Annotated in this window: 15 protein-coding genes; all 15 read left to right on the top strand. The window is 51.2% G+C overall.

Annotated elements, in window-relative coordinates:
• Positions 1 to 170: 170 nt before the first annotated feature.
• The 15 genes from metK (at position 171) to AC50Y3_RS13700 (ending at position 22,374) form a co-directional block, all read left to right on the top strand.
• A complete protein-coding gene (gene metK / locus AC50Y3_RS13770; protein WP_091225004.1) occupies positions 171 to 1,376 on the top strand; it encodes a methionine adenosyltransferase in 1,206 nt (401 codons plus the stop codon).
• A gap of 132 nt (positions 1,377 to 1,508) precedes the next feature.
• Complete coding sequence (locus AC50Y3_RS13765) at positions 1,509 to 5,933, top strand: Ig-like domain-containing protein (RefSeq protein WP_494819306.1); 4,425 nt, start codon at positions 1,509 to 1,511, stop codon at positions 5,931 to 5,933.
• 154 nt (positions 5,934 to 6,087) lie between these two features.
• Positions 6,088 to 8,817: a stalk domain-containing protein gene (locus tag AC50Y3_RS13760; protein WP_494819305.1), complete on the top strand. Its 2,730-nt coding sequence runs from the start codon at positions 6,088 to 6,090 to the stop codon at positions 8,815 to 8,817.
• Between the two features lie 71 nt (positions 8,818 to 8,888).
• Positions 8,889 to 10,049, top strand: a complete 1,161-nt coding sequence (locus AC50Y3_RS13755) for a sensor histidine kinase (RefSeq protein WP_494819304.1) — start codon at positions 8,889 to 8,891, stop codon at positions 10,047 to 10,049.
• Between the two features lie 7 nt (positions 10,050 to 10,056).
• Positions 10,057 to 10,785 (top strand): response regulator, encoded by a 729-nt coding sequence (locus AC50Y3_RS13750; protein ID WP_494819303.1) that lies wholly within the window; start codon positions 10,057 to 10,059, stop codon positions 10,783 to 10,785.
• Positions 10,786 to 10,991: 206 nt separating this feature from the next.
• Positions 10,992 to 12,509 (top strand): sugar ABC transporter ATP-binding protein, encoded by a 1,518-nt coding sequence (locus AC50Y3_RS13745; RefSeq protein ID WP_494819302.1) that lies wholly within the window; start codon positions 10,992 to 10,994, stop codon positions 12,507 to 12,509.
• 62 nt (positions 12,510 to 12,571) lie between these two features.
• On the top strand, positions 12,572 to 13,564 hold the full coding sequence (locus tag AC50Y3_RS13740) for an ABC transporter permease (RefSeq protein ID WP_494819629.1): 993 nt from the start codon (positions 12,572 to 12,574) through the stop codon (positions 13,562 to 13,564).
• Between the two features lie 156 nt (positions 13,565 to 13,720).
• Positions 13,721 to 14,701, top strand: coding sequence for an ABC transporter substrate-binding protein (locus tag AC50Y3_RS13735; RefSeq protein ID WP_494819628.1), 981 nt, complete (start codon positions 13,721 to 13,723; stop codon positions 14,699 to 14,701).
• A 122-nt stretch (positions 14,702 to 14,823) separates the two neighbouring features.
• The gene (locus AC50Y3_RS13730; protein ID WP_494819301.1) at positions 14,824 to 16,455 is read left to right on the top strand and encodes a helix-turn-helix domain-containing protein; all 1,632 of its coding nucleotides are present in this window, start codon (positions 14,824 to 14,826) and stop codon (positions 16,453 to 16,455) included.
• Positions 16,452 to 18,221: a cache domain-containing sensor histidine kinase gene (locus AC50Y3_RS13725; RefSeq protein WP_494819300.1), complete on the top strand. Its 1,770-nt coding sequence runs from the start codon at positions 16,452 to 16,454 to the stop codon at positions 18,219 to 18,221. The genes AC50Y3_RS13730 and AC50Y3_RS13725 overlap by 4 nt, the downstream gene beginning before the upstream one ends.
• Positions 18,222 to 18,223: 2 nt before the next feature.
• Entirely contained in the window at positions 18,224 to 19,207 is a 984-nt protein-coding gene (locus AC50Y3_RS13720; RefSeq protein WP_494819299.1) for a substrate-binding domain-containing protein, read from the top strand.
• A gap of 155 nt (positions 19,208 to 19,362) precedes the next feature.
• Entirely contained in the window at positions 19,363 to 19,998 is a 636-nt protein-coding gene (locus AC50Y3_RS13715; RefSeq protein ID WP_494819627.1) for an RNA polymerase sigma factor, read from the top strand.
• A complete protein-coding gene (locus AC50Y3_RS13710) occupies positions 19,995 to 20,474 on the top strand; it encodes a hypothetical protein (protein ID WP_494819298.1) in 480 nt (159 codons plus the stop codon). The genes AC50Y3_RS13715 and AC50Y3_RS13710 overlap by 4 nt, the downstream gene beginning before the upstream one ends.
• Positions 20,475 to 20,500: 26 nt before the next feature.
• Positions 20,501 to 21,667 carry a hypothetical protein gene (locus AC50Y3_RS13705; protein WP_494819297.1) on the top strand — a complete coding sequence of 389 codons (1,167 nt, stop codon included), beginning with the start codon at positions 20,501 to 20,503 and terminating at the stop codon, positions 21,665 to 21,667.
• Positions 21,668 to 21,693: 26 nt separating this feature from the next.
• On the top strand, positions 21,694 to 22,374 hold the full coding sequence (locus AC50Y3_RS13700) for a LiaI-LiaF-like domain-containing protein (protein WP_494819296.1): 681 nt from the start codon (positions 21,694 to 21,696) through the stop codon (positions 22,372 to 22,374).
• Positions 22,375 to 22,554 lie beyond the last annotated feature (180 nt).

The following is a 22,554-nucleotide window of genomic DNA, read 5'->3' as shown; positions in this document are numbered from 1 at the left end:
TGAGACCTTTTCCGATTTCAACGTCGGAAAAGGTTCATTTTTTGGAATCGAAACGTTGGGCATTATATAGAACCCATTTTCGGGTATTCATTTTCTTATAGAGTCCCAGCATTTTGTGCATGTTATTCATCATACTTAGAATTTTGAAAGCTGTAGGAGGTTGAGATTAGATGTCACTTAAAGGACGTCACTTGTTCACATCGGAATCCGTTACAGAAGGCCATCCCGATAAGATATGTGATCAAATTTCAGATGCGGTATTGGATGCTTTTCTTGAGGTTGACCCGTATGCGCGCGTAGCGTGCGAAGTTTCGGTAGCAACCGGTTTGGTGCTTGTTATCGGCGAAATCAGCAGTAAAGCGGATTATGTCGATATTCCTGCAATCGTTCGCCGTACTATTAAGGATATCGGCTATACGCGTGCTAAGTTCGGCTTCGATTACAGCACTTGTGCGGTTCTTACATCGCTTAATGAGCAATCGGCTGACATTGCGCAAGGCGTTAACGCTGCCCTTGAGACTCGTGAAGGGGTAGAGAACGTTCATCAAGAAAACCCAGATATCGGTGCAGGCGACCAAGGTCTGATGTTCGGTTTTGCTTCGAACGAAACACCTGAACTTATGCCGCTTCCAATCGCGCTTGCTCACCGTATTTCGCGTCAATTGTCGGAAGTACGTAAGAACGGTACTTTGGATTACCTCCGTCCGGATGGTAAAACGCAAGTAACGATCGAGTACGTAGACGGCAAGCCTGTACGTGTAGATGCGATCGTTGTTTCGACACAGCATGCAGAAGAAGTTACGTTGGAGCAAATCCAAGCTGATATCCGTAAACATGTTATCGCTCCAGTCGTTCCTACAGAATGGCTCGACGAAGAAACAAAATACTTCATCAACCCAACAGGCCGTTTCGTTATCGGCGGACCTCAAGGTGATGCTGGTCTTACTGGTCGTAAAATCATCGTTGATACGTACGGCGGTTACGCTCGTCACGGCGGCGGTGCTTTCTCCGGTAAGGATCCTACAAAAGTTGACCGTTCCGCAGCTTATGCAGCGCGTTATGTAGCGAAAAACATCGTTGCAGCAGGCCTTGCAGACAAATGCGAAATTCAACTTGCTTACGCGATTGGCGTAGCAAACCCGGTTTCCATCAACGTTGACACGTATGGTACAGGTAAAGTCGATGAGGAAGTTCTTGTTGAAGTCATCAAGAACAACTTCGATCTTCGTCCTGCAGGCATCATCAAGATGCTTGACCTTCGCCGTCCAATCTACGGTAAAACAGCTGCTTACGGTCACTTTGGCCGTACAGACATCGATGTTCCGTGGGAACGCGTTGACAAAGCAGATTTGCTGAAAGCAGACGCTCTGCGCTAGTATTTGACTTAATAAATGAACCGCTCCCCACAAGGAGCGGTTTTTTTGTGCAACTTTTAACTTTATCTTCATTTCAGCCCCCTTCAAACCGAAAAATATAATACATGTGTCTTAATTAGGGAGTGGGTAATATTGGTCCGAAACCGTAGATGGATATCAATCTTAATAGCAGCACTGTTGGTGGTGCAATTCGTCGTGGGCGGAATTGCAGTCAAGCCTTCGCAGGTATCGGCCGCCGCTAGCGGGCCGGTCATCTCCAGTTTCTCACCGTCGGTCCAAAGCGCGAATGTACCGATAAACACCAATTTGATTTTGGCTTTCGATGAGAACGTGAAGAAAGGGTCAGGCTCGGCTACGATTCAGATTCGCAGGCAGCTCGATAATCAGTTGTTCGAATCGTATACGGTTGCAACAGACAGTAAAGTGTCGATTGGCAGCGGAACGAGCCGGAATATTGTAACAATAACCCCGAGCACGAATTTCGCGTTAAATACGAGCTACTATGTGACGATAGATGCAGGTGCATTCGCGAACGATGCGAATACGAACTTTGCAGGGCTGAACAGCGCCGTAGGTTGGGTATTCACAACCGTATCTTCAATCGACACGACAGCTCCGACCTTATCGACAGCTCCGAGCGTAGATCCACTAACGCCGGCTAATGGCACGACTGCCGGGGTAGGTACCTCATTGACGATGGTATTTACTGAACCTGTATATGCAGCTAGCGGCAATATTACCGTCACCAATGTGAATCAGCCTGCTGATGTGCAAACCATTAGCGTAAACTCGATTAATGTAACAGGGAGCGGAAGTGCGAGTAAGTCCATTGTGGTGAGTTTGCCAAGCAGCTTGCAGGGGAATAGCACCTATGAGGTCATCGTACCGAGTGGAGCGTTTCAGGATGCTGCTGGAAACAACTTCAGCGGAATAGCGGCTAACAGATGGAGATTTACAACTAATGCCCCGCCGATCGGGACTGCTGTTCTATCGCCGGCAGATAATGCTTTTGCCGTGAGCGTAGCCTCAAACTTTACGCTTTCCTTCCCAGGTACGGTTAGGGTGAATACCGGCACGATCAGTATCAATAAAATTTCAGATAACAGCACGGTGCAAACCATTAATGTTACTTCTTCAGCGGTATCGGTCGTTGCCGGCGGAGCCGGATCAACGGTCATCATTAATCCGCCCGCGGACTTGGCGGCCAATACAGGCTTCTATATCCTCATAGATGCGGGAGCTTTCGTGGATGCATCAGATTCATCCAAGCAGTATCAAGGGCTGCAGGACGCGACCTCCTGGAATTTCTACACGGATCCGGGCAATGATACAACGCCTCCTACAATGCTGCCTGACCGGAAGCCTCTCAATGCGCAATCGACAACGTCTATTAATTTAGAGCTGAACTTCAGTGAACCGGTTTATCCGGGAACGGGGAACATCACGATTCGCACTTCGCCATCCGGTGCCGTGTTCGCGACTATTCCGGTTACTTCCTATAAAGTTAGTGGCGGAGGATCTACTAAAATCATCGTCACGGATACCAGTAAAACCTATGTGAACAACCAAAGCTATTATGTGGAAATCGGCGGACAAGCGTTCTCGGATGCGAAAGGAAACTATTTTGCAGGCTTATCGGGTCCGAATGCGTGGCGTTTCACGGTTACCCAAGATAATGTGACACCTACAATCGTGACACAAACGCCTGCTAATACGGCGCTTGATGTTCCTGTGCTTGGCATGAAGCTAGAGGCCTTGTTCAGCGAACCGATTCTACTTGGTGCTGATTCGCCTACTATTCTAATCAGACCTATTTCAAACAGCTTAGGGAACTCGATTGCAACAACGTATGCGATTGACCCGAATAACAATCGAAATCTTCTAATTACTACTACAAGCGCGATGTTGCCGAATACGGATTATTATGTCGAAATGGCAGCCGGTGTCGTAACCGACTTGGCGGGTAATCCTTTTGACGGTATTCTCAATCAATATCAGTGGACCTTCAAAACATCATCAGGAGCAGCAGGCGCTCCGGCTGTTACTAAAGCTGATCTGGTAGGCAACACCAAGATAGCTATCACCTTCAACGAGAATCTAAGCACCAGCACAGATTCGATACCGGTCCCCGCTAATTTCTATGTGACCGTGAATGGTGCGGGGCGGGCAGTGACTGCTGTACAAATAAGCGGTCAAGTCGTGACGCTCACGCTGCAGAGTGCGGCATCCTATGGACAAGTAATTCGAGTATCCTACTCGGCCGGCTCCAAACCGATTAAAGATTTGACGGGAGCCGCTGCTGCCAATTTCTCGAATCTGGCTGTTTCGAACGTGCCGGATTCCGTAGCGCCAAGGCAAGTGAGCGGTACTATTTCGGGGAACTTGATCATTTTGACGATGAGTGAAGAAATCGCGGCTATCAATCAGTATGCATATTCGCAATTCACAGTACTGATTGATGGCGCGTACAGGACAGTGTCGCAAATAAGCGGAAGCGGAAATACGATTTTTCTGAATTTCAGTGGCAATTCGGCTTCGACAGGACAGTCGGTTACATTGTCCTATTCCGCAGGCTCTTATCCGCTGCGCGATTTATCGAACAATGCGCTTGTTTCCTTTAGCGGCTTCTATATCCAGAATGGACAAGACTCGAAAGCTCCATTGCTGCAATCCGTATCCTCGTCAGGCTATACCGTTACGTTGAACTATGACGAGGCACTTAACGGGGCACTGGTTCCGAGCGCTTCATCGTTCTACGTGACGGTGAACGGAACGCTAAGAACGGTCTCCTATGTGACAGTAAACGGGACGCAAGTCATATTGAGTCTTCCAGTCTCAACGATTGCCAGCGATGTCATCATGGTCTCTTACCTAGGCGGGACACCGGCAATTACGGATCTCGGAGGAATCCCGGCACAGGTGTTTAGCGGCATGCAGGCGAATGTGGGAGGAACGACAACGCTTCCTCTCAATGGTATTGTGGGAAAAGGCAGTGAAGTCACACTCACATTCTCTAGTGCCCTGAATACGTCCTACTTGCCTTCAACATCGCAGTTTAGTGTGAAAGTGAATAATGTGTCGCGTCCGGTCTCATCTGCAGCCATCAAAGGGTCAGCTGTCGTACTTTCCCTGTACACGCCAATTAGTGTAGGCGACGCGGTCAAGGCGAGCTACAGCAATGCGGGAACTTCAATCCGTTCCACATCCGGTGCGATCGCAGCTTCGTTTACGGACTCGAATGTGGCGAATCAGACAACTTGGGATGATGCGACTAGCGGTGACTTCAAGTCTGCGGCAGGCGGCGGCTTGGAAATCAAAGTTGCCAGTGCAACGACGTCGTCGGCCGTATCCCCTGCAGGAAATGCAGTGAACAAGTTTATGCTGTCTTCGGAGAAGGTGGCACAAGCCTATAATGCGGTAAGGAAAGCCGGCGGTACGTTGCCGCGAGTGGTCTTCACCGTGCCGGACTCTGAGAAGGCTGCTATAGTGGCGCTGCCGCTTGGCACATTGGAAGACACGAAGAAAGCGACGTCCAATGCATCCTTCGCGATCGTGTACAAGAATGTAACCTATGAATTCCCGCTCAGCGCGCTGAATTACGCACAGCTCGGACAAATGATGAATGCAGCAAGCGCAGTAGGCCAGTTGAATGTGTCCATAGATACGAACGCAGGAACATTAGGTTCGTCTCTTACCTCGCAGCTGAATGGATCTAATGCACAAATCCTCATCAATCCAATCAGCTTCGAGATGTCCGTTTCAAGCAATGGTCAAACGAAGAATGTGGATACGTTGAGTAACTATGTAACCAGGTCCGTCACTACGGGGGCAGTCTTAGATGGCAAAGCCGTATCTGCCGTATGGCTGGATCCGCAAACAGGTAAGCTTGCTTATGTACCTACGCATGTTACCCGCGAGAGTGGACAGACGGTTATTACGTTTAAACGTAAAGGTAACAGTGTCTATGCAATTGTGCAGGGTGCCGCTGGGTATACGGATCTAAGCAATCATTGGGCACGTGGAGATATTCTGCTGCTAGCAAAGAAATATATTGTCGAGGGCAACACGCTCACAACCTTCGCGCCGAAGAAAGCTATTACGCGTGGTGAGTTTGCGATGTTCATCGCCAAAGGGCTTGGCCTTGCCGGCGACCGTACGGCAGCCGGTAAATTCAAAGACGTGAATACCTCTACGGCACTGGCTGCATATATTGGGGCGGCATGTGCGGCCGGAATCGTGAATGGGATGGCAGACGGTTCATTCAAGCCAAACAATCCGATTACCCGCGAAGAGATGGCATCCATGATGGTACGTGCAGCAAGCGCGGCCGGTGTTTCAATCGTACCGAAGCAAACGACCGCGAACTTGCTGAAGAAGTATACGGACCGCGGCAAAATCGGTACATGGGCGCAAACCGACATCGCTAAAGCAGTCGATTCCGGCATCATTAGCGGATTGACGACCACTACCTTTGGTGCCAAAAATAAAGCGACAAGAGCAGAGGCTGCAGTCATGCTGAAGCGGTTGCTAAGCTACTTGGAGTTTATCGATATTTAAGAGAAAAAGAGCTATCCTGTCGAATCGACGCGGATAGCTTTTTTTTGTCGGTCGAATGATGTTGATAGGAGTCTTCTATCACACGTAACTTTTCTACTAGTTTCATAGTCTAACCATCATAGGACATTTTTGTGATGGGAGAGTTGCAAGAGTAATGCGCAAACTAGTAGAGAAGAAGAAGACCGCACAGGCCGGCAAACAACTGCTTACACTGACGCTGGGCGCAGCGCTGCTCGTTCAGCCGATTTCCACAATAGCATGGTCATCCACTGCCGCAGCAGCAAGCGAGACAGAGGCCGTACCCCAAACGACAACTACACAAGTGACTCAACAACAACAACAGCAACTCGTTCGTATGTCAGAAGAGATGATTACTTCCGGCGCCAAGCGCGTCGACTATAATTGGACAAGCAAGCCGGGGGCAGGGGCAGTAATATCCCGAGTGCATGTTATCGAGATCGATCTGACTAACCCCTACGTTAAGCTCGATGTAATGAACGGTAAACCCGGTTCGGTATCCAGCGTGAGCTCCGTTGGCAACATGGTGAGCAAGACAGGCGCGGTTGCCGGCATTAACGGCGATTATTTTAATACAGCTAATGGCAAAGGGAGCCCAATCGGCGCGCAAGTTAACGGAGGGGTGCTGTCTGTCAGTCCCTCGAAGCTGACGGGCATGTATGCTTTTGCCGTGACGGCAGATCGGAAACCAATTATTGATTCCTATGGATTCGAAGGAAGCGTAACGGCAGGCGATGGCTCGACGTTCACGCTGTCCGGTATTAATAAGGCAGCTTACCGTACGGAACCGGACAATGCATTCAGTCATGCTAATGCGATGTATATCTACACTAGCGCTTGGACGCAGTCGCGTCCGGATGTCACGGACAGCTCGACAACCCCGACAGAGGTGCTTGTACAGAATGGCATCGTCACGCAATTCGTCGATAATGGCATGATTCCGGGCAACACAATCCCAGCGGACGGCTATATTCTTCGGACGCATGGTAAGGCAGCACAATATGCGCGGGAGCATCTTCAAGTCGGACAGCCGGTAACCGCATCCTACAATTTAATTGCCCAATCTACGGGACAGAAGATTGACCCGAATTCGCTGCAAATGCTGATTGGCGGTCACACCATTCTTGTGGATAATGGCGCAGCGGCGACCTATACAAGAAACCCAAGCAGCATCAGTCCAAACACGGACCGTGCACGTACCGCAGTCGGCTATTCCAAAGACGGGACGAAGGTCATGCTTATTACGGTCGAAGACAGCGGCAGCAGCCAAGGCGTAACCTTGCCGGAGCTGCAGCAGCTCATGGTGCAGTTATCCGTGTGGCGCGGCGTTAACCTCGATGGCGGCGGTTCCACGACCATGATCGCGCGACCGCTCGGCGATACAAGCACACAATTGGCATTCCCAACGGAATATGGCGATACGCAGCGCCAGGTTGCAAATGGCCTTGGCGTGTTCTCAACGGCTCCGCAAGGCCAGTTGAAAGGGATTAAAGCAAGCGGCAGCAGCGTACTGTTCCTCGGGCAGCAAGCGGCCTATTCGATGAAAGCCTATGACACCTACTACAATCCAGTAGATCCCGGGTCGTTAACTCCGGTGTGGAAGAGTGCTGATGCGCTGGGCACCTTTAACGGTAATACGTTTACAGCGACTAAAGTAGGGAAGACATCCATTAGCGTCAAATCCGGGGATATCAGCGATAAGCTGGATATTGAAGTCATCGGCGGCGAATCGATCGCTTCTATGACTGTGGATGCAAGTTCACTAGTACTAGAGAGTGGGAAATCGCTGACCGCACCGGTGCATGTAACCTTGAACGATGGCCGCCAGCTGACAGTGCCGGCGTCCTCGGTGAAGTGGGAGCTGCGCGGCTTTACGGGCGCATGGAGCGGGAACACATTGACCATCGGAACGGTAAATCCGTCCGCATCCGTAGGCTATTTGATCGCCCGTTATGACGGGTTCTCCGCGATGACGGCGCTTGTTGCAGGAACCGACAAAAAATTTGATGATTTTGAAGGGCAGACCTACCCAATTTCGTTCCAAGGTACGAATGGTGTAGTGGGAACTTCTACAGTTGTCTCGGGACTACCGGGCGACAATACAACGAACGTCCTGCAATTGCAGTATGATTTTACCGGGGGCAGCGGTACTAAGGCGGCATACGCCGTGCTAAACGGTACCGGACGCAAAGTAGAAGGCAACCCTTCGGCGATGACGGTAGATGTCATGGGCGATGGAAGCTTGAACTGGGTGCGAGCTGAGTTTATTGATAGCAAAGGCGCAGCACACTTGGTGACCCTTGCCAAACAGGTAGACTGGATCGGCTGGAAGCAGATCAAAGTCAATTTGCCTGCTGACCAAATGGCGTATCCAGTCACATTGAAACGACTCTATGTGGCCTCCCTTGAGGATGGTCAGGATGAGCGTGCGCTTGCAGGAACATTGGCTATGGATAACCTGGCGTTCCAGTATCCGGCGGTAATTGCAGAACCCAAACATGTGAAGATCGAACTCAAGGTTGGTTCTAAATCGGCTAAGGTCGACAGTCAGCCCTATAAGATGGACGTAGCACCGCTTCTACTGAACGGTACGACGTATTTGCCGCTCCGCTTTGTAACAGAGGCTATGGGCGCACAAATCGGTTGGGAAGCCGCGCTTAAACGCGTGTCTGTACTTCGCGGCGATAAGCTGCTGGAAATGTGGGTAGGAAGAAGTGATTTCCTATTAACCGGCGTCCGGAAACAGTCTGAAGTAGCTCCAATTACGAGAAGCGGTCGTACATTAGTCCCGATTAGACTCGTGTCTGAGCAATTGGGCCTACACGTAAATTGGGACGGTAAATTGGGTACGATTACCGTTGAATGAGATGGTCGCCTACTAACGGTTATGTGATATGATAGTTTTAGTATAACTTGAAGAAAGTGGGCCGAGACATCTTGGATTATCGCATAAACGACATCGATCGCGTGATCAAGAACGCGGTCTCAGTGATGGAGGACAGCAAATATCAAATTTTTGAAATTTGCGAGTCAGCGCGCAAGGAAATGTTCTCTCTCGGTCAGGAATTGAACCAAGTACTTGCTGAAGCTGCGGCTATTATCGACAAGGTAGATAAGCTAGAGCTGGATTATCGCAGAGCGCGTATCCGTTTGACGGAGGTAAGCCGCGACTTTGTCCGCTATAAAGAAGAGGATATAAAGGCGGCTTATGAGAAAGCGACACAGTTGCAGCTAGAGCTCATGGTGTTCCGTGAGAAAGAAACGTATTTGAAAGCCCGCAGGGATGATTTGCAGAAACGTGTGCGCAACGTTGAGAAATCAATTGAACGCGCAGAGTCGATAGCATCGCAGATCAATGTTGTTCTGGAATATCTCTCGGGTGATTTGAACCAAGTGACCCGCATTTTGGAGTCGGCGAAGAACAGGCAGCAGATCGGTCTCAAAATTATATTGGCCCAAGAAGAAGAGCGTAAACGGATCGCCAGAGAAATTCATGACGGACCGGCGCAATCTTTGGCGAATATAGTGCTAAGGACGGAAATTGCGGAAAGAATGCTTGTGAAGCAGGAATTTCAAATCGTTCAGGAAGAATTAATAGATTTGAAGAGTCAGGTGCGTTCCGGTATCGAGGAAATTCGCAAAATCATTTTCAACCTAAGACCTATGGCCTTGGATGATTTAGGACTTGTACCTACACTGCGTAAATATATTCAGGATTATGAAGAGAAAAGCAAAATTCGGACGATGTTCGAAACGATCGGTAAAGAAATCCGGCTGCCATCCGCGATGGAAGCCGGGATTTACCGGATGGTTCAAGAAGCGTTCAGCAATGCATTCAAACATGCCAATCCTACCTTTGTCATTCTCGAGATAACTTACCAAGCTCAAATGGTTAAAATTGTCGTCAAAGATAACGGTGTCGGCTTCCATGTGGATCAAATCGAATCTCGTGCAAAAAACAGCGTCCATTTTGGGCTGATCGGGATGCGTGAACGCGTGGAGCTGCTAGATGGAAGGATGGAGATCGAATCCGCGATCGACCACGGCACGAAAGTAACTATTCATATACCTATTAACGGGGAACAGAGAAAGGAGTAAAATAACGATGGAAGCAAGGAATGTAAGCGTTAAACGCAAAATTAAAGTATTGATTGCCGACGATCATCAGTTATTCCGTGAAGGTCTGAAGCGGATTCTCAATATGGAAGATGATTTGGAAGTAATCGGCGAATGTAACGATGGCATCCAAGTACTGGAATTCTGCAACCAGAATAAGCCGGAAGTCGTCCTAATGGATATTAATATGCCGATCGAGAACGGGGTCGTTGCGACAGAGCGTCTGCGCGATATTTTCCCGGAGGTTAAAGTTATTATTCTATCGATTCATGATGATGAGAGTTACGTATTTGAAACGCTGCGCAAAGGTGCATGCGGTTATCTGCTGAAGGATATGGAGGCGGAAGCACTTGCGAACGCGATTCGTTCCGTCGTAAACGGATATGCATACATACACCCGAAGGTAACAGGCAAACTGATTAACCAGCTTCGCCGCATGACCTACCTCGATGAAATCGGTGCAACCTCCGGAGCGGCAGCGACACGTGAAGCCGGCGTGAAGTTCATTCCAAGCGAGAACAACCCGTTGACACGCCGTGAGGCTGAGGTGCTTCGTCTGATGGCGGAAGGCAAGAGCAACAAGATGATCGGCGAGTTTTTGTTTATCAGTGAGAAAACGGTCAAAAACCATGTCAGCAGCATATTGCAAAAGATGGAAGTGGACGATCGGACTCAGGCCGTTATCAGTGCAATAAAATACGGCTGGGTCACGTTGTAACGCATACATAAAAACGAGAGAAGCTTCTGCTTAATGCAGGAGCTTTTTTTTATGCCCATTTCCGGACGGTCATATATTTTTCAACTTTTTTGCGTCGATTTTTCTATTCTCGCGGGTCGGCTGATTTCTTACAATACAAATTGTAGAACAAAAAGAGAACGCTTACAATAATGCGGCTTGAAGACAGCCTGAAGGGGGATAGGCGAATGGGGACACCGCTGGTTCGCATGGAAGGCATAGAGAAAAGTTTCCCCGGCGTACACGCGCTCAATCAGTGCAGGTTCGAGCTGCTTCCCGGTGAGGTGCATGCGCTTGTTGGGGAGAACGGAGCAGGCAAATCAACGCTCATGAAAATATTGACGGGCGTGTATCAGAAGGATGGCGGCAGCATCCGGTATAAAGGGCAGGAGCTCGAGATTGCCGGCACGAAAGCGGCCCAGGAGCTTGGCATCGGCATCATTCATCAGGAGCTGCAGTTGATGCCCGAATTGACGGTGGCCCAGAATATTTTTATCGGACGTGAGCCCAGGAAGCGCTTTAGTCTGTTTCTCGATGAGAAGAAATTAAATCAGGATGCACAGCAGCTGCTCGTCAGCATGAATGTGCACATCGATCCGCTGACGAAGGTATCCGAGCTGACGGTCGCGAAGCAGCAGATGGTCGAAATCGCCAAAGCGCTGTCTTATCGCTCCGAGGTGCTCATTATGGATGAGCCGACAGCCGCGTTAACCAATGCGGAAATCGATGAGCTGTTTCGAATCATCGATCGGCTGAAGCAGCAGGGCGTGGGCATCGTCTATATTTCGCATCGGATGGAGGAGCTGAAGCGGATTACACAGCGCATTACAGTCATGCGGGACGGCTGCTATATCGATACGGTGCCGACCGCAGGAACGACGATCGAGGATATTATTGCGATGATGGTGGGCCGTCAGCTGACGAATACCGCTAAACCGTCAGCGGTACGGCAGAGCAGTGAAATCGTGCTCGAAGCGCGCGGATTAACGAGAGATCCTGATTTTCAGGACGTTCACTTCCAGCTCCGAAAGGGTGAAATACTCGGCTTTGCCGGACTAATGGGCGCGGGACGCACGGAAGTCATGAGAGCCATATTCGGGGCGGATCGGCTCGATAGCGGCGAGATTATCATCCAAGGGTCCAAAGCTTCGGTCAATAGCCCGCATGATGCTGTCCGGCACGGTATCGGCTATCTGTCAGAGGATCGTAAACGATTCGGGCTGATGGTCGACATGGATGTCAAAACAAATATCGCGATTGCCGCTTACGACAAATACCGGCGGCGGGTCGGCTGGATGGATGATACGAAGATTTCCGAAACAAGCGACTATTACGTTGGGCAGTTGAAGGTGAAGACACCTTCCATTCATCAGCCGGTGAAACTGCTCTCGGGCGGCAACCAGCAGAAGGTCGTCATCGGCAAATGGCTCGATCGGAACTGCGATATTTTGATCTTTGACGAACCGACGCGCGGGATCGACGTAGGCGCGAAGAGCGAGATCTATAAGCTGCTCGAGCAGCTGGCAAGCGAGGGGAAGTCCATCATTATGATCTCCTCTGAGCTGCCGGAGATCTTGCGATTAAGCCATCGCATCATCGTCATGTGCGAAGGGAAAGTCACCGGCGAACTGCGAGGCAGCACAGCTACGCAGGAAGACATTATGCGGTATGCGACGATGCGCGCAAGTCAGGTGGTGCAGCGATGAACAGCGCCAGAGAGCAAGCTGACGATGTGAAGCAAGTTATTCCTTCCGGGAGGTTGCAGAATATGAAATTATCCGATGGGGCGGTACCGGCGAGCAAAGTCTCATTGGGTGCCGCGCAAAAGATGCTGGCATTTGCAAGTTTGATTGTATTGGTCGTCACCTTCTCGGCGGCCTCCGGTAACTTCTTCCGGTTCGATAATATCGTAGGCATCCTGCTGGCGACGGCCGTAACCGGTATTCTGGCGCTCGGCTCCACGCTTGTCATTATTACAGGCGGGATCGATTTGTCCGTCGGAACGGTCATGACGCTGTCGGCAGTCATGACCGGCGTGTTCATTACGAACTGGGGGCTGCCGCTGCCAATCGGCATCATCGGCGGCATTGCGGTTGGCTCGCTTTGCGGGTTAGCAAGCGGGGTTACCATCGCGCGAATGAAGATCCCGCCGTTTATCGCCACGCTCGCAATGATGATGATTGCCAAAGGATTGGCGCTCGTGATCTCCGGCACGAAGCCGATTTATTTTAACGACTCGCCGCTGTTTAACCAAATTGCAATGGGCTCCATAACGGGTGCCATCATTCCGGGCTTCGATATTCCCAATGCAGTGCTCATTTTCTTCGGAGGCGCCATCCTTGCCGGAATCGTCTTGTCCAAGACCATTGTCGGCCGTTATAACTTCGCGCTTGGCAGCAACGAGGAAGCAACGCGGCTGTCGGGTGTAAACGTCAACTACTGGAAAATCGTCATCTATGGAATTGCGGGTCTGTTCAGCGGTCTGGCAGGCGTTATTATGGCCTCGCGGCTCAATTCAGCACAGCCCGCGCTTGGCATGGGGTATGAGCTGGAAGCCATCGCAGCTGTGGTTATCGGCGGTACTTCCTTAAGCGGAGGAAAAGGAACGATTATAGGCACGGTGATCGGGGCTTTAATTATGAGCGTCCTGACGAACGGGCTCCGTATTTTATCCGTCCCGCAGGAGTGGCAGACGGTCGTCGTAGGCTTCGTCATCCTGCTCGCGGTGTACGGGGATATATTGCGCAGAAGAAAAGGGTAGCAGGAAGGCTTAGCGTTGGTATCCCCTCCTTGCACGTGGACGTGGATTTCCCGCGGCAGTGGACGAAGGAGTGTCATACAATACATTTGTAAAGGGGTTATACAAGTGAAAACGAACATAAGAAGAAGCGCGTTAGTGACGATTGTGGCATTGGTTATGGTACTTAGCACCCTGCTTACGGGATGCAGCTCCAACAATAACAAGGATAATGCTTCCTCCGGTAACTCGAATACAGCCGAAGCAAGCGGGAACGGCGACGCGAGCGGCAAAGACATTTATATCCCGATTATTTCAAAAGGGTTCCAGCATCAGTTCTGGCAAGCGGTTAAGCAAGGCGCTGAGAAGGCTGCTACCGAATTTAACGTCCGCATTACATTCGAAGGTCCTGAAACCGAGCAGCAGGTCGACAAGCAGATCGAGATGCTGCAGGCGGCGCTCGACAAGAAGCCGGCAGCCATTGCGTTCGCCGCACTGGACAGCAAGGCGGCAACCTCGCTGCTGGAGAAGGCGAAATCGCAAAACATTCCGATCATCGGCTTCGACTCCGGCGTAGACAGCGACATTCCGGTTACAACCGCAGCTACGAACAACGTGGCGGCAGCAGCGCTTGCAGCTGACAAGATGGCGGAGCTGATCGGTGGCAAAGGCGAAGTTGCAATGGTCGTGCACGATCAAACGAGCCGCACGGGCGTTGATCGCAGAGATGGCTTCAAGAATCGCATTGAGGAAAAGTACCCGGATATCAAAATCGTCGACATCCAATACTCCGGGGACCCGCTCAAAGCGACTGACCTGGCGAAAGCGATTATGCAGGCGCATCCGGATCTGAAAGGGATCTTCGGCTCCAATGAAGGCGCAGCGATCGGCGTCGTGAACGCCGTAACGGAAATGAAGAAGGATGGCAAGCTGGTCGTCATTGGCTATGACTCCGGTAAGCAGCAAACCGATGCGATCCGCAGCGGCAAAATGGCGGGAGCAATTACGCAAGATCCGATTGGCATCGGCTATTGGTCCGTGAAAGCGGCCGTTCAAGCCATCAAAGGCGAAAAGGTAGAGAAATCGATCGACACCGGCTTTCACTGGTACGACAAAACAAATATCGACTCCGACGAAATCAAGCCGTTGCTATACGACTGATTCCATGCGCGAGCGAGAAATCGAGGCTGTTCTTTGCGAACAGCCTTTTTCTATATGGAAAGGATTAGTATAATTGGATGATAGGCAGAGGAAACAATGCAAAAGCAGGAGGCGACCGGGCGATGTATACGATTATTATCGTAGACGATGAGAGCGAAGTCAGAGAAGCGATGATTCGAATGACCGATTGGGCGGCTTGCGGCTTTCAACTGATCGGTGACTTCGAGAATGGACGCGATGCGCTCGAATTTATGAGCCGAACGCAGCCCGATGCGATGATTACGGATATATGCATGCCTTTTATGGACGGATTAAAGCTGACCGAATGCGTGCTGGAGAAGTACCGTCATATCAAAGTTAGTATTGTGACCGGCTATGAGCATTTCGATTATGCGAAGCAGGCCATTCGCCTGAAAGTAAACGACTACTTGCTCAAGCCGATTAATTTGGAGGAATTTACCGAGTATCTGCTGAAGCTGCGGTCAGAGCTTGATCGAGAGCGGGCGGAGCGGGAGGATTTAAGCAAGCTGCGCGTTCAGCTGCGTGAAAGCCTGCCACTGCTGCGAGAACGGTTCATGGAGAAGTGGAGCACGATGCCGCTGCCTCCGGAGGAGATTGGCAGGAAGCTGAGCGATTATGGCTTATGTGCACCGGGGCCAGCCTATATCGCGCTTATTGGCGATTTGGATGAGACGGCAGGCAGCGGGAGCGGTGTCGGTGGCGGGCATAAGTCGAATGTCGATCTCGAGCTGCTTCGATTCGCGTTTTATAATATGATGCAGGAGATCTTCGAGCAGGAGCAGCCGGGCATCGTATTTCGAGTACGGGATGAGAAGACGGCTGTTTTGCTGTCAGGCCTGCCGGAGGAAATCGAGGAGAAGGCGCAGAAACTGGCCGATTATGTGCGTCAGAGCGTAGGTACGTTTCTGAAGCTGACCGTAACAATCGGGATGGGGAGAAAGTTCACTCATTTGCAGGATACCTATTTATCTTTTCGGGAAGCGCTTTCAGCCTTTGATTATCGGTTTCTTCAAGGAACAGGCAGTTTAATCTCCATTAATGACCTTGAATTCGGGAGCGGCTATGAGCGTATCGGTTATAAGGAATGGGAGAAGAAGCTGTTGTCGGCCGTTAAGACCGGTGAAGCTCATCTCATCAAACGCGTGCTGGACGAATGGATTGCCGATTTGAAAAGTCTGCCTTCTCCCATTGACCGGTGCTACGTGTCGATTCATGCGATGCTGGCCGCCTTGATGAGTTTCATAGCGGAAGCGGGATTCGACGAAACGGAGCTGCTCGGCCGCGATCAGTTTGCGCATATTTCCCAGTTGAAGACGCTGGATGAAGCCAGGCAGTGGCTGCTCGAGATGTGCGTGACCGTCATTCAATATGTCGAAGAGAAACGCAAGACCGTCAATAAGTCGCAAATTGAAATGGCGGAACGGTACATTCAGGAGCATTATGCGGATGAGAATTTATCGCTGCAGCAGGTATGCGCCTATGTATACTTGAGCAGCAGCTACTTCAGCTCCTTGTTCAAACAGCATACAGGGGACACATTCGTCGAATATGTAACCCGGACTCGGATGGAGAAGGCAAAGGAGCTGCTTGCGGCAACAAAGCTGAAGTCGTATGAGATTGCAGCCAAGGTCGGGTATGAGGATCCGCAATATTTCAGCGTTATTTTCAAGCGAAACACGGGCGTATCGCCGAAGGAATTCAGGCAGCAGAAAGAAGGACAGACCTCTTCATGAACAATTGGCCCGCATTCCGGTTCCGGTTCAAAAGCATTCATACGAGTATTTCCCTCGCGTTCTGCGGATTGATTGTGTGTATGACGCTAGTGCTGAGCTACAACGCCTACCGATTATCGAGGGATGCCGTTACCGATAATTCACTCGACTATACGACACAGCTGATCGAACAGGTGAATGGCAATATCCAAACCTATATCGACAATATGAGCAGTATTTCAGCCTTGGCGCTGTATAACAGCGACTTGCAGCAGCTTGCCAAACTGTCTGATCCGGGAGGTCCGGAAGGGCAGCGGCTGTCCGGGCAGCTCAGTCAATTTTTTGAAAGCATTATGCAATCGCGCAGCGACATGGCGTCGATTATTTTCGTGGGCTCGAACGGAGCGGCCGTCTCCAATCGTACGGATACGGAGCTGAAGCCATACGCAGACCTGATCAATCAGGATTTCTATCAGAAGGCCAAGGCGAAGCCGGGACAAATCATCATCTCCTCCTCGCATGTGGAGCATACCTTCCGGAATCAGTACCGGTGGGTGGTATCGATCAGCCGCGAGCTGCCCGGAGATGAGGGCGGAGGCGTGCTGCTCGTGGACTTGAACTATAATTTGATCGATGATTTATGCCGCCAAATTGCGCTCGGCAAGACGGGGTATGTCTTTATCGTCGATCCGGAAGGCGATTACGTCTACCACCCGCAGCAGCAAATCGTGTATACCGGCCTGAAATCCGAAAATATCCCGACGATTCTGCAGTCAAAGGACCAGACGATTCGTACGGCACAGGGCGGCGAGAAAAAAATCTATACGCTGCGCACAACCGACTTTGGCTGGAAAATCGTTGGCGTCACCTATCCGGAGGAGCTGGTCGACAACAAGGGAGAAATTCAATTATCCGCTGCGCTGTGGAGTGCACTCTTCCTTATGATTGCACTGGCGATCTCGGTGCTGCTTTCCTTTCAGCTGACGAAGCCCCTGAAGAAGCTTGAAGCCCATATGAAGAAGGTAGAGAAGGGCGATCTGGATATTCGGATTGAGATTAGTACCTCGAACGAGATCGGGAAGCTCTCCAAGACGTTTAACCTCATGATTGCGCGAATGAAGGGGCTGATGGGGCAGGTTGTGCAGGAGCAGGAAATGAAGCGGATTAGCGAGCTGAAGGCACTTCAGGCTCAGATTAATCCGCATTTTCTGTACAACACGCTTGATTCGATCATTTGGATGGCGGAATCCGGCAAGCAGAAGGATGTCGTAAAGATGACCTCGGCGCTCGCGAAGCTGCTTCGGTCCAGCATAAGCAAGGGCGAGGAGTTGATTCCGCTATCCGTCGAGCTGGAGCATATCAACAACTATTTGACGATCCAGACGATTCGCTATAAAGACAAATTCACCTACAGCATCGAAGTCGATCAAGAGCTGGCGGGCTGCATGATTTTGAAAATCGTCCTGCAGCCGCTCGTAGAGAATGCCATCTACCACGGGATGAAGAACAAGCCGGAGAAGGGGCACATTCGGATTACCGGTTCGAGAGAAGGCGATGTGGTCGAGATTCGGGTCGAGGACGACGGTATCGGCATGCATCCGGATAAGGCGGCCAAGCTGCTGGTGGATCAGCATGCATCCTCGCTCAGCTCAGGGGTAGGGGCAAGGAATATTCACGAGCGTGTTCGACTGTATTTTGGCGAGAGCTATGGATTGACATTCGAAAGCGAGCCGGACGAAGGGACGACCGCGATCTTGCGTATACCCGCATTGCCGGAGGAGGAATAAGGATGCCGAAAAAAATAACGGGCTGGTTGCTGCTCACGCTTATTGTCGGTGCACTTATTGCCGCCGGCTTTCAATTTATAACCTCCCGGCTTGATCAGGGGCGTCTGCAAATCGTATTTGTTTCCAAAACGATTGACCCAAAGGTAGAATTCTGGCGGGTTGTGCAGCAAGGTATGGCGACTTCGGCTGAGGAATACGGAGTTGATGTTACAATGACAGGACCTGCTGCCGAGCGGGACGTCGAGGAACAAATACGAATTCTGCAGGATGCCATTGGGCATAAGCCGGATGCGATTATTCTCGCTGCTACGGATTTCAGCCGAGTCGTGCCGGTTGCCGAACAAATCAAGAAAGCCGGTATTAAGCTGATTACGATCGACTCCGGTTTGAAAGGCGGCATCTCATCGAGCTTCATTGCGACGGATAATATCGAGGCCGGCAAGAAGGCGGGGGACGCTGCACTGAAAGAGCTTAAACCGCAAGCTAAAGTGGCCATTGTCTCCTTCGTCCATGGATCCGCGACGGCTATCGAGCGGGAGCAAGGCGTGAGGAAGAGCCTCGCAGCAAGGGATGACCTGCATGTGCTCGATACCTTGTACTGCAATGCCTCAGAAGAGACAGCGCGCATGCTCGTGAAGCAATTGCTGGAGAGGGAGCCGGATGTGAGTGCCATTATCGGGTTGAATGAGCAGTCCACGGTCGGCGCCGCAAAAGGCGTGATCGACCTTGGCATGGGCGGCCGCATAGCGATGGTCGGCTTTGACAGCTCCATGGATGAAGTGTCAATGCTCGAAGACGGCATACTGAGCGCAATCGTCGTACAGAAGCCTTACAATATGGGCTACCTAGGCATCAAGACAGCCGTGCAAGCGATACGGAACGAGAAGATTAGCGAGCGAATCGATACGGGGTCCGAAGTCGTGACGAAACGGACGATGTACTCGAAAGAAAACCAGAAGCTGCTTTTTCCATTTGCCGAGAAATAAGCTTGAACCGGGATGTAAAATGAAAAGAGAGAGCATTGCTATATTCAGCGGCGCTGAAAAAGCAGTGCTCTTTGTGATGTTTACTGTTATTTTAGTAAGAAGTGCAGGGGTAAGCGAAAGCAGGAACGTCTAGTAAAGAGAGAGGAGGGAGAGAGATTCGAGACGAGGCGCTGATAACACAAATTCAAAATGGAAATCGCGAGGCTTACACGGAGCTGGTCGCAAGGTATCGGGATGAGCTGTATCGGCTGATTTGGAGCGTGGTGCGCGATCGGCGCGATGCGGAGGATACGCTGCAGGAGACGTTCGTGCGGATCTATCTCTCCCTCCCCGACTATCGAGGTGACGGCTTTAAAGCTTGGTCCGCACGAATAGCGGTTAATCTCGCGATTGATTGCCGAAGACGCAACACCCGCAAAGAGGCGCTGCTGCAGCGCGCCGGCCAAGAGGCCATATCGCAAGGGGAAGCGGGGCTTGCGACTCCGAGTAGACCGAAGGGGAATGCTTCATCTGCTCAGCATGGAGTAAGCTCTTCTGTAGAGGCTGCGGCGGGGCATGCACCGCCTGCGGAATTCGAGGCGCTGAAGCGAGAACGTAAAAGGCGTGTTCGCGCGATGGTCAGTACGCTTCCGGTAGGGTACCGGCGCGTGGTGAGGTCTTACTTCTTGGAGGATAGACCGTACAAGGAAATCGCCGAGCACGAGCAGCTGCAAGTGAAAAGCGTGGAGTCTAAGCTGTATAGGGCTAGACAATGGATGCGCAAGCATTGGAAGGAGGAGGATTTGGAATGATGCATCGGGATGAGGCTTACTGGCGGAGGTATGCAGAGGATAAGCTGCTTGCAGAGGAACGATTGGAAGCCGAGGAGCATCTGGCCGTCTGCAGCAGCTGCCTAGAACGATATATGGAGCTGCTGATCGGCGTAGATGAGGTTGAGTCACTGGATAGCGATGCAGCGGAAACCATTACGGAACGCATTATGGTGGCTATTGCCGAGATGGAGCAGGACCGGATTCCTCCTCCGAAGGTGGACATCGTGCGCCGGAGTCCGGTCAAACGAAGCAGCCGCAAACAAACGATGATTCACTATTTGATCGCGGTATGCATCATGCTGGTTCTCATGTCTACCGGCGTGTTTCAGCGCATAGCCGAGCAGCCGCAGCAGTGGGAAGAGCATCAGATCAGTAAGAAAGAATCGGTATCCGTCTCCATCATGGAGCGGACCGCTGCGGTTATCGAGGCAATGGTCGAGAAGCCGAATAAATAATACGAAGAAGAAGGCGAGATGATTGTATGGTTAAAAGTCCAGTGGCGACGCTGTTTTTGGGCTTTCTGCCGGGAATTGGGCATATGAAGGCAGGACGTTTCGGGCGCGGACTCTTGTACTTGTTGTCAATCGGGCTGTGTTTCCTGTTCGCGTTCATTGCAGGGGCAGGCGACAACGATGAAGGCTTTATGGTTATGTTTTTGTTTTTTGCATTCTTGATCTGGGCGATCAGCGTGCTGGACTTGATCATTTATTTAATTCGGCACAGTGGTGCAAGGGAGATTCATATTCCCGCGCCGGTACCGGGACCGGGACCGGGACAATCTGTATATGGTCCGCACCCGATGCCGATGGAGATGACAAGCGGAATGACATACACCGCGACAGACGCTCCGGAGTCGAATGGCCAGTCAAGCGAGCGGTTTTATACGATCCTCTTGTCGTTTATTCCGGGACTGGGTCATCTGCAGCTGGGGCTGATGCAGCGCGGACTTAATCTGATGATCGGATTTTTCGGCTTGCTCGCGATGATCATTTTCGTGGCGGTGCTCGCGGATCAGCCGGGGTTCCTAACGTTCCTGCTGGCGCTTCCGATTATTTGGCTGTTCGGCATGTTTGATGCCATTCGTCATGTGGGTCTGAAGCAGTCCGGGGAGACGCTGCAGGATCGGTCCATTCTGGATGATTGGGAGGATCACCGTCAAGGCGGCAAGCGCAGCCGGTGGTTGTCGACGGTATTATCGATTTTACCGGGAGCGGGACATATGTATCTCGGTTTGCAAAAGAGAGGACTGCAGCTTATGGCAGGCTTCCTGCTCTCCATCTACCTGCTGGATGTGCTTCAGCTGTCCTTATTCCTCTTCATGGTGCCGCTGCTGTGGTGTTTCTCCTTCTTCGATGCCTTGCAGCAGCAGTCGCGGTTGAATAACGGTGATGGTCAGCTGGAGGATGTGCCGATCGTCGATTGGCTTATTCATAGGCAGAAATGGCTCGGAATCGCGCTAGTGGCACTCGGTCTCTACTATACGGCGGATCGTCTGCTTCTTGACTATGTGCAGCGTGTATGGGGAGATTGGCAGCTAACGTCAAATATCCGCTATTATTTCAAAACCGGTATAACGGCGCTGCTGCTTATCGGAGCAGGAGTTAAGCTTCTGTCAGGAAGCAAGCAGAGGGCGGTGAAGCCGCAATGAGACAATGGCGAGTCGGTACTTGATCGATGGGGACGGCACTTATCGCAATGGGTATATTGCTTGTTGCTGTTCAGTTCGGTGGAATAAGCTGGCTGGATCAGGGGATGATTTGGTGGCCGATGCTCTTTGTGCTGGTTGGCCTTGAGATTATTATTTACTTGTGGCGCAGTAAAACGGAACAGCCGGTGCTTCGCTATGATCTATTCAGCATTATCGTGGTTGCCGTTCTTGGCGGCAGCTGTCTACTCTTCACAACGGTAAACGCTACGGGATTGATGGATGAGATACGGGGCTCGATCGGCGCGAAGGAAGTTCGCGTGAAAGCAGAGCAGGTATCAGAGAAGGTCGGGGCTGCCGTAAAGCGGATCGTCGTCCAGGATGAGCATTATTGGAACGGCTCGGTGACGATAGATGCCGATACCAGTGGATCTAATCAGGTGCAAGCTTTCGGCTCCTGCCGATATGAAGTTGGAAGCAGGGAAACGGCTCCTTCCTCTGTTGAGTTACTCGAGACTCACTTGGTTGGCGATGCCATGTACGTAACGCTTAAGCAGCCGGAAGCAAGGAAGTCCTTCATGGCCTCGACGCCTTCCTGCCAACTGACGGTGGTGCTGCCGAGTGATAAGAAGGTAGAGCTTGATCACGGGCTGCAGCGGTTTATGGCAGTGGGTAGGAAGCTGCCTATGGGTTGGGGTATGGAGGAGTAGGGCTTGCAAGGGTACGGACGTACGAGCATATGAGAGTGAGTGTGTGAGTGCGGGCGTACGAGCATAAGAGAGTGAATGCGTGAGTGCATAGGGCAGTAGGGTAATAAAGTTATGGGGCAGGCGCAGGGACGCATGCCCCTTTTTTGCGACTTGTCCGTGAATGTCCGTCACCCATGGGCG

Source organism: Paenibacillus sp. J22R98 (assembly GCF_059383835.1).
Note: the sequence above shows the minus strand (reverse complement) of the source record. Positions and strands in the feature narration are given on the sequence as shown.